Annotated in this window: 6 protein-coding genes; 3 read left to right on the forward strand and 3 right to left on the reverse strand. The window is 69.9% G+C overall.

The features are described from left to right. Nucleotides 1–67: 67 nt before the first annotated feature. The gene (locus tag ACQP1V_RS33940; protein ID WP_433414377.1) at nt 68–1,036 is read right to left on the reverse strand and encodes a helix-turn-helix transcriptional regulator; all 969 of its coding nucleotides are present in this window, start codon (nt 1,034–1,036) and stop codon (nt 68–70) included. A gap of 95 nt (nt 1,037–1,131) precedes the next feature. On the opposite strand from ACQP1V_RS33940, the gene ACQP1V_RS33945 reads away from it, so the two are divergent. Together ACQP1V_RS33945 and ACQP1V_RS33950 are read left to right on the forward strand one after the other, a co-directional pair. After that, nucleotides 1,132–1,758 carry a TIGR03086 family metal-binding protein gene (locus ACQP1V_RS33945; RefSeq protein WP_433414379.1) on the forward strand — a complete coding sequence of 209 codons (627 nt, stop codon included), beginning with the start codon at nt 1,132–1,134 and terminating at the stop codon, nt 1,756–1,758. Between the two features lie 195 nt (nt 1,759–1,953). Further along, nucleotides 1,954–3,066: a winged helix DNA-binding domain-containing protein gene (locus ACQP1V_RS33950; protein WP_433414380.1), complete on the forward strand. Its 1,113-nt coding sequence runs from the start codon at nt 1,954–1,956 to the stop codon at nt 3,064–3,066. A gap of 89 nt (nt 3,067–3,155) precedes the next feature. Here the strand turns inward: ACQP1V_RS33950 and ACQP1V_RS33955 are convergent, their stop codons facing one another. Continuing rightward, nucleotides 3,156–3,716 (reverse strand): hypothetical protein, encoded by a 561-nt coding sequence (locus ACQP1V_RS33955; protein WP_433414382.1) that lies wholly within the window; start codon nt 3,714–3,716, stop codon nt 3,156–3,158. A gap of 113 nt (nt 3,717–3,829) precedes the next feature. On the opposite strand from ACQP1V_RS33955, the gene ACQP1V_RS33960 reads away from it, so the two are divergent. Further along, nucleotides 3,830–6,469, forward strand: a complete 2,640-nt coding sequence (locus ACQP1V_RS33960; protein WP_433414384.1) for an ATP-binding protein — start codon at nt 3,830–3,832, stop codon at nt 6,467–6,469. A 54-nt stretch (nt 6,470–6,523) separates the two neighbouring features. Here the strand turns inward: ACQP1V_RS33960 and ACQP1V_RS33965 are convergent, their stop codons facing one another. Further along, nucleotides 6,524–7,798 (reverse strand): FAD-dependent oxidoreductase, encoded by a 1,275-nt coding sequence (locus ACQP1V_RS33965; RefSeq protein WP_433414386.1) that lies wholly within the window; start codon nt 7,796–7,798, stop codon nt 6,524–6,526. Nucleotides 7,799–8,502 lie beyond the last annotated feature (704 nt).

Below are 8,502 nucleotides of genomic sequence, written 5' to 3' on the forward strand. Positions count from 1 at the left end.
ATTCGGTGCGCTGATCGACCACCGAGCGGCCTCGACCGGAAGATCATCGGCGGCCATGCCGGCCAACCTACCCGTCGAGGGCTTCGGTGTAGCGGCGGGCGAGGGTGCGGATGTGGGCGACCAGCTCGGGTGGGCCGTCGACGCGGAAGTCCATCATCAGCATGCTGAGGTAGATGGCGATGGTCTCCAGGGCGTCGGCACCGGTGACGAGGACGCTGGTGTGGGAGTCGACGGCTTCGACGATGCCGACGGCGGGGTTGATGCGGGCGATCACGGTTTCGGCGGGGGCGAGGACGGTGACGCGGGCGTGGACCTTCCAACCGGTCTGCGCGACTTCGCGCAGGACGAAGGCGACGAGGTCGTCGTCGGGTAGGGAGCGGGCGGCGAAGCGGCGGGACGCGGACCGGACACGGATCAGGTCGGCGACGGGCAGCGCCCGCCAGACGTGCGCGCCGAGGTCGTAGGCGACCAGGAACCAGCGGCGGCGCCAGCTGATCAGGCGGTAGGGCTCCACCTCGGTTTCGGTTTCGGTGTCGGCGCGGGTCGCGAAGAGGGTCGCGCCGTCGCGGATCGCGCCCGCGACAACAGTGAGGGTGGCGGCGGGCACCGGGGCGTCCGGCTCGCGGGAGCCGACTGTGGCGGGCCCGACCGCGGTGGCCGACCGCAGGGCGGTCACTTTGCGCTGCAGGCGTTTCGGAAGGATCTGCTGGAGCTTGGCGAGCGCCCGGGTGAGGCTGGCGTCGATGTCCGCGATCCCGGTGAAGCCGTCTTCGGCCAGGCCGACGGCCAGTGCCACGGCCACCGCCTCATCGTCGTCGAGCAGCAGCGGGGGCATCTTCGCACCCTGTCCGAGCCGGTATCCGCCCACCGCGCCGCGCTCGGCGTGCACCGGATAGCCGAGTTCGCGGAGGCGCTGAATGTCTTGCCGCAGTGTGCGTTCGGCGACACCGAGGCGCTCGGCGAGTTCGCGGCCCGTGTAGGACCGGTCCTGCAGCAGGGACAGCAGGCGCAGCACTCGAGTTGTCGTCGAAGCCATCGATTTCTCACCCCCGGGAATTATTAGGCACGAAAGTAGCCTAATAGGCCCATAGGTTGATGTCACAAGCAAGGAAGAGATCGAAAGGCAAGATCATGAACGCCACCGACACCGCCACCGTCACCTCCCTGCAGCCGGTCTGGCGTGAGGTGCTGGCCGCCTCGTACCGGGCGCTGGAGAACAGCGTCGCGGGTGTGCGGGACAGCCAGGGAGACAACGCCACCCCGTGCTCGGAATGGACGGTCACCCAGGTGATTCAGCACGCCGCAGCCGACCAGCTCGCCTACGCGATGGTGCTCGGCATCGGAAACGGTCCGGCCTACGACCCCTTCTCGCCTTCCGGAACTGTCGACGGCACTGCGGCAGAGCTGGTGAAAGACGCCATCGAGCAGACCGGCGCGGCGTGGGCGACGGTGTCCGACGACAGCGAGACCGTTCCGACGCCGCTGCCGCACGGTGACCTGCCGGCTCCGGTCGCCGCGGTGATGTGCGCGCTCGACGCCGCCGTGCACGCATGGGACATCGCGATCGCCACGGGCCAGCCGTCCCCGCTCGACGACGAGCTCGCAGGCCACCTTCTCGCCGCCGCGCGGGGAATCGTCGAACCGCTGCGCCAGTGGGGCGCCTACGCTCCCGTGGTTGAGGCTGAGGCTGCCGGCGACCCTTCCTCCACCCCGGTCGTCGACGACCTGCTCCGCTACCTCGGCCGTGCCCCGCGCTGACGATCGAGTCATGAGGGCTTCGGGGATGTGCGCGGTCGCGATCACCTGCCGGCGTCGCCTCGCGCGCTGAGCTCTTTTGTCAGGAGAGTTCGCAGCGACCGGCCCACCCCGGCCCACCCCGGATCACCAGCAGGCGATCCATCGGCGGGATTGTCGGCGACGAAGGCTACGGTGACCGCGAGGAGGCGGTAATCAGTGGAACTCACCCCCCAACAGGTGCTCGGCCTGCGGATGTCCAGCCTGCTGCTACGAGCGTCGCCCGGTGATGCCGGCCGGGCGACGAGCGTGGCCGAGGTCGTGACCTGGCTCGGGGCGATGCAAGCGCAAGACCTGGCCAGCGGTCTGTGGTCGTTCGGCGCGCGACTGCCCGGATACACCGCCGCCGACGTCACCGCCGCGCTGGAGCGGCGTGAGGCGCTGCGCACCTGGCCGATGCGCGGCACCATCCATTTCGTCCCGTCCCGCGACGCCCACTGGATGCTCGAACTGATGGGCGTCCGGGTGCTGAACGGCGCGGCGAGGCGGCGCGAACAACTCGGCCTCTCGGAGGAGACCGCCGCTGCGGCCATGGAGGTGCTGGGCGCGGCCCTGGCCGGCGGCGGGCGGCTGAGCCGGTCGGAGTGCCTGGCCGTGCTGGCCGACAAGGGCATCGACACCGGTGGCCAGCGCGGCTACCACCTGCTGTGGTACGCCAGCCAGCGGGGCCTGCTGTGCATCGCCCCCAACATCGGCAACGAGCAGAGCTTCGTGCTGCTCGACGAGTGGGTTCCCGACCCGCACCGGCCAGAGCGCGACGAGGCGCTGGGCACCGTCGCCCTGCGTTACTTCCGCGGCCGCGGACCGACCACCCGGCACGACTTCGCGGGCTGGACCGGCCTGACCGCGGCCGACGCCAAACGCGGCATCGCCGTGGCCGGCGACGCGCTGGCCCAGGTGACCGTCCACGGGGTGGAGATGTACCTCGACGCCGCGCTCCTCGACACCGCCCCTCCCCCGGCCGGCGACGACGAGGTGCTCGTGCTGCCGGGGTTCGACGAATACCTGTTGGGCTACAAGGACCGCTCGCTCATGGTCGCCGACGAGCACAAGGCGGCCATCATCCCCGGTAACAACGGGGTCTTCCGGTCCACCGTGGTACGTGCCGGCCGGGTCGTGGCCACCTGGAAACGCACCCTCGCGAAGAGCCGGGTACAGATCGCCGTTCAGCCGCTCGTACCGCTCCACAGGAGCGACCAGGTGGAGGTTGAGCGGGCGTTCGAGCAGTACGCGCAGTTCGTGGAACGCACCCCGGAGGTGCGCTGGCCGTGACCCGTCGCGTGTTCAGGCGTGCCGGCCCTGCGGCCACCGCATGATCTTTGGCTGCCGAACCGAATCGCCGGCGCCTCTCGTCGCATCCGTCACACGAGGGTGAGTGCCTCGGTTCCTCCGGTGATGAGGATGTCGTAGCAGTCCTCGCTCTCCTCGAACCGGGAGTCGGTGAACACGTAATCGGGCTGGGCCGTCGCGAACTGCTGCTCGCCGATGGCCAAGCGGGCCGAACCGCCGGCCACGGCCAGCCGTACCGGAACGCCGGCGGGGCGCCGGAAGGTAAGGTCGGCCGCGCCTCCGGCGACGCGGACGGGCACCGAGCCGTGCGGCTCGGGCAGGTTCACGTGCACGTGCTCGACTCCGCCCTGCAGGTCAAGCCCGGCCAGCCACAGTTCGCGCAGGTCGGCGTCCACGCGCGAGGTGCGGCCTTGCACCTCGATGACCCACGGCGTGGCGGCGTCAAGCACGATCTGGCCGCCATGCCGCCGGTCGCCGATGTGGAAGCTGCGCGGGAAGTCGACGACGACTCCGTCGGTGACCGGCCGCACCTCCGGCAGCACCCCGTCGAAGCTGAACTTGTACGGCTCGGCCATGGCCGGGTCCACCTGAAGGGTGAGATCGGCGGCCCCCGGGACAAATACGATCTTCATTACCACTCTCCTGTCGCGTTGTCGCTGATCACGACGGTACGCAGGCACGAGATCCGACTAATCGGTCATTTAGCGGTCGCTGTAACTTAAGTCGATCTAAGTAGGATCTCGGAATGCTCTATGGCAGGACTCGCGAACAACACGCGCTCGACCGGGTCCTACGCGACGCGGCTGACGGCGTCAGCGGTGTCCTGGTTCTCGGCGGCGATCCGGGTGTCGGCAAGTCCGCACTCCTCGACCACGCCGTGGAGCAGGCCAGTGCGGAGTTCACCGTGCTGCGTGGCGTGGGCGTGGAGTCGGAGGCGGAGCTGCCCTACGCCGGGTTGCATCTGCTGCTGATGCCCGTGCTGGAGCAGGTGGAGAAGCTGCCGGAGGTGCAGGCGGCGGCGTTGCGCGGCGCCCTGGGCATGACCACGGCGCGGGCCGGTGACCGGTTCCTGGTCGGAGTCGCGGTGCTGACCCTGCTCTCGGCGGTGTCGGCGGAGCGGCCCCTGCTGTGCGTGATGGACGATACGCAATGGCTGGACCGGGCCTCGGCCGACGCCTTGCTGTTCGCCGCGCGCCGGCTGCGCAGCGAGCGGGTGGCCCTGCTACTGGCCGCGCGCGAGGAGTTCCACGCCCCCGGTCTGCCCGAGCTGCGGGTGTGCCCGCTGGAGGCCTCGGCGGCGGGTGAGCTGGTGGACGCGATCGCTCCGAGCCTGGCCATGGACGTGCGCGAGCGCGTGCTTGCGGAGGCGGGTGGCAACCCGCTGGCGCTCATCGAACTGCCCCGGAGCGCGTCCGGCGGCGATCGGGGTGAGCTGCCGCTCACGCGGCGGCTGCTGGACGCCTTCGGGCAACGCGTCACCGCGCTGAGCGAACCGGCCGGGACTCTGCTGCTGGTAGCGGCGGCCGAGGACACGGGCGAGCCGGCCCTGATCCTGCGTGCCGCGGCCCGCCTGGGCGTCGATGAGCAGGTTCTGGAGGAGTGCGAACGCTCCGGGCTCATCGAGGTGTCCGGAGGACGGGTGCGCTTCCGCCATTCGCTGGTCCGGTCGGCGGTCTATCAGACGGCGGGCTTCGCCAGGCGCGGGGCGGTCCACCGGGCGCTGGCGGAGGTCAGCGAGCCCGAGCGGCGGATCTGGCACCTGGCCGCGGCGGTGACCGAACCGGATGAGGAGCTGGCCGCCGAGTTGGAGCGGTCAGCCGAGACGTTCCTGCGGCGCAGCGGGTACGCGGCCGCGGCGGCGGCGTGGGAGCGTGCCGCGCTTCTCACCCCCGAGGCGGACCACCGCGCGGTGCGGCTGGCCAAGGCCGCCGAGGCGGCCATCTCCGCCGGACGGCTGCGCCGGGCCGCCCAGCTCACCGACCAAGCGGTACGCCTGACGGCTGACAAGCTCGTCCTGGCCCATCTGGCCAACCTCCGGGCCGATGTCGACGTCGAGCACGGCGCCATCGAGACCGCGAGCCTCACCCTGCTGGAGGCGGCCACGCCGCTGGCCGCCGCGCATCCCGACCGGGCCACCTCGCTGCTGATCCAGGTTGTGCGCAACGCCTGGTACGCCCATGACCTCAAGCTCGCGCGCCGGGCCACCGAGACGCTGGCCTCCCTCGGCGGCGGCACCGACCCGGCACGACCGGCGCTGGCCATGGCCTCCGGGATCACGGCGCTGCTCGGGGACGATCCGGCACGGGCCCTGCCGCTGCTGCGCGAGGTGGTCGAAGGTGCGAGGCACGTCGATCACGGCGAGCACGGCCTGCGTAACAACGCCGTGTCGATCGCCCTGCTCGTAGGTGACCACACCACGGCTCTGAGCATGGCTCGCGCGCTGGCCACCGAATGCGCCGCGCTCGGCATGGTGGCCTGGCTGCCGCACGCCCACCTGGCGCTGGCCGGCGTCGAGCTCCTGAGGGGCCGTCACCTGGACGCGGCCGCCGACGCCGACCACGCCGAGCAGGTGGCGGCGCAGACCGGCCAGAGGCATCTGGAGGCGCAGGCGTGCGGGGTGCGGGCCTGGCTCGCCGCGGTCCGCGGCACTGAGGAGGACTGCCGGCCGCTTGCCGAGCGGGCAGCGGCGACGCCTTCGGGCCAGGTGTGGGCGCAGTGGGCGCTGGGCCTGCTGGAGCTGGCCCGGGGCCGTTACGAGCAGGCGGCCGATCACCTCGCCCGCGCTGCCCGGCAGCAGCCCGCCGCCGCACCCGACCTGGTCGAGGTCCTGGTCAGGCTGCAGGAGCCGGAGCGTGCCCGCGCGGCCCACGACCGGTTCGCGCTCTGGACGGCGGCCGCCGGGCAGCCGTGGGCGCAGGGCCTGCTGGCCCGCTGCCGGGCGCTGCTGGAGGGCGACGGGCAGGGCTTCGCCACGGCGATCGACCTGCATCAGGCCGCCGACCGGCCCTTCGACGCCGCGCGCACGCGGCTGCTGCTGGGTGAGCAGTTGCGGCGCGAGCGGCGCAAGCAGGAGGCCCGTACGGTCCTGCGGGAGGCGGCCGACACCTTCGAACGGCTGGGCGCCCTGCCCTGGTTGGAGCGGGCTTCGTCGGAGCTGCGCGCCACCGGTGAGTCCCTGGCCAGGAGCGCCGACGCCGCGTCGCTGTCGCGGCTCACGCCGCAGGAGCTTCAGGTGGTACGGCTGGCCGCGACGGGAGCCAGCAACAAGGAGATCGCCGCCCAGCTGTTCCTCAGCCCCCGGACCGTCGGGCACCACCTGTACAAGGCGTATCCGAAGCTGGGCGTCACCACCCGGACCGAGCTGGCCGGCCTCATCCTGTCGTGACGCGCAGGGGGATCTCCACGGGGATCAGCGGGCTCGCGAAGACGATCCGCATGGCTACTTCATCATCGAGGCGGACATCTGCTTCTTCAGCGGCGGCACCGCGTTGAAGAAGCGGAACAGGGTCTTGGTGAACAGGCGCTGCACCGGGCTGGCGCTGACGCCCATCTTCAGGTTCCGCATGGCAAGGGCGACCGCCTTGAAGGCGTAGTCGACCATCTCGACCTCGTAGGCATGCACCGCGTCCAGCAATGTCCGCCGCCCCTTGACGTGGTCGATCAGGTTCGCGCACAGCAGCCGGGCGTCCAGGATCGCGGTGTTGGCGCCGACGCCCGCGGTGGGCGGCATGTTGTGAATCGCGTCGCCGATCAGCGTCACGTTGGTGGTCTGCCACGGCTTGACCGGGGTGGAGGTCTTCAGCGGGAAGATCGAGACGCTGCCGAGGTCGCTGCGTGCGATCAGCTTGTGCAGCCGGGGACTCCAGCCCTTCAGCGCCTGGACGGCGACCTGCTGCAGTTCGGCGCCGTCCATGCGCTCCAGCTCGACTCGGTCGCCCAGTTTGTCCCAGGTGGTGACGATGTTCCACATGATGTAGTCGGCGCTGTTGTCCAGTAGCAAGCCCCCGCTGGGCGCCTGGGCCACCGAGCTGCGGGTGCGGAATTCGTGCGCCGCCAGGAAGACGGCTTTGCCCTGCGGCCCGAACAGGAACCCCGAGCCTGCGAACAGCTGCCTGGGCAGAAGCTTGCGGGTCTCATCGTCCAGCGGGACCTTGGCCGAGACCGATAGCGCGCCGGTGTCGATGCGCTCGGCTTCCGGCAACAACTGCTGGCGGACCCGGGAGTTGACCCCCTCCGCGCCCACCAGCAGGTCGCCGTCGGCATGAGTGCCGTCGTCGAAGTGAGCGCGCACCCTGCCGTCCGGACGCTGCTCGTAGTGCGTGAATGTCTTGCCGTACTGGACGATGCCTTCCAGGCCGCTCAGCAGTACCTCACGCAGCGAGATACGGCTGACGGACTTGAAGCTGTCGATGTGGTGCTCGGGCGCGTCCGGGTCCCCGATGGTCAGCAGCTCGGAGAAAGCGGAGTCATAGAAGCCCAGGGTGGTGTTGGGCTTGCCCGTGGTCGCCACGAACCGGTCATACAGCTCCTCCGGCAGGCACTCGTGCAACGCGGCGCATCCCTTGGGGGAGATGTGGATACGGTAACCCTGCAGCCGGTCGTCCTTGGACCTGTCCCGCTCGTAGACCGTCACCGAGATGCCGGCCTTGCGCAGCCCTTGGGCGAGCGTGAGCCCGCCGATGCCGCCACCGACGATCAGAACGTGGAACGACATGGTGCCCTCCGAGGCAGCTTGGGGGTTGATCACGGATCGATGCCCGCAACGTTAGGGATCCGGCCACTACCGGGGCATCAGGCATCCGACTTAAGGGGACCCATCCCGGTGACGGATACGCCCGACGGAGGACCGTCCGGACGAACCGGCATCGCACCGATCTACCCTCAGGCGACTTCGTCGCCGTAGAGCTCGCCCGATCAGGCCAAATCTCGACCCCTCGCGCAGGCGCGGACCGTGGGCTGTCAACATCCCGCAAGGCCGCTGTCAGCAAGATCACCAGTTATTTGACCGATATGCGGAATAGAGCTCGGATCAATTAGTCAACATGGACAGGTGTCCTATCGACACGAAGACCGAAACCTTGATTACGGACATTCCGTAGGGGAGCGAGATCCTCACAGAGCATGACCGACACCCAGACGCAGGGGCAGGTAGAGATCATCCGCCCAGCCGGAGAGGTTCACCATCCACCGGCGCACCCACAGGCAGTGAAATTTCCCAATGCCCGAAACCTCCATTCCATCATTGGTTGGAATTTCACCCCTTGACTGGCTTTCGGACAAAATAATAGGAATGGCATGGCTTATGGCGTTGGCCGACCCTCGCCAGGACGAACCCTGACGAGCGGCCCATACTTCCTGCTGCCCGCGCGACGACCTCGCACGGCGCGGTGGACCTGTCGGGGGTGACTTCGCGTAGCG

It is taken from the genome of Microtetraspora malaysiensis (assembly GCF_050947145.1).
Classification (GTDB): domain Bacteria; phylum Actinomycetota; class Actinomycetes; order Streptosporangiales; family Streptosporangiaceae; genus Microtetraspora_A; species Microtetraspora_A malaysiensis.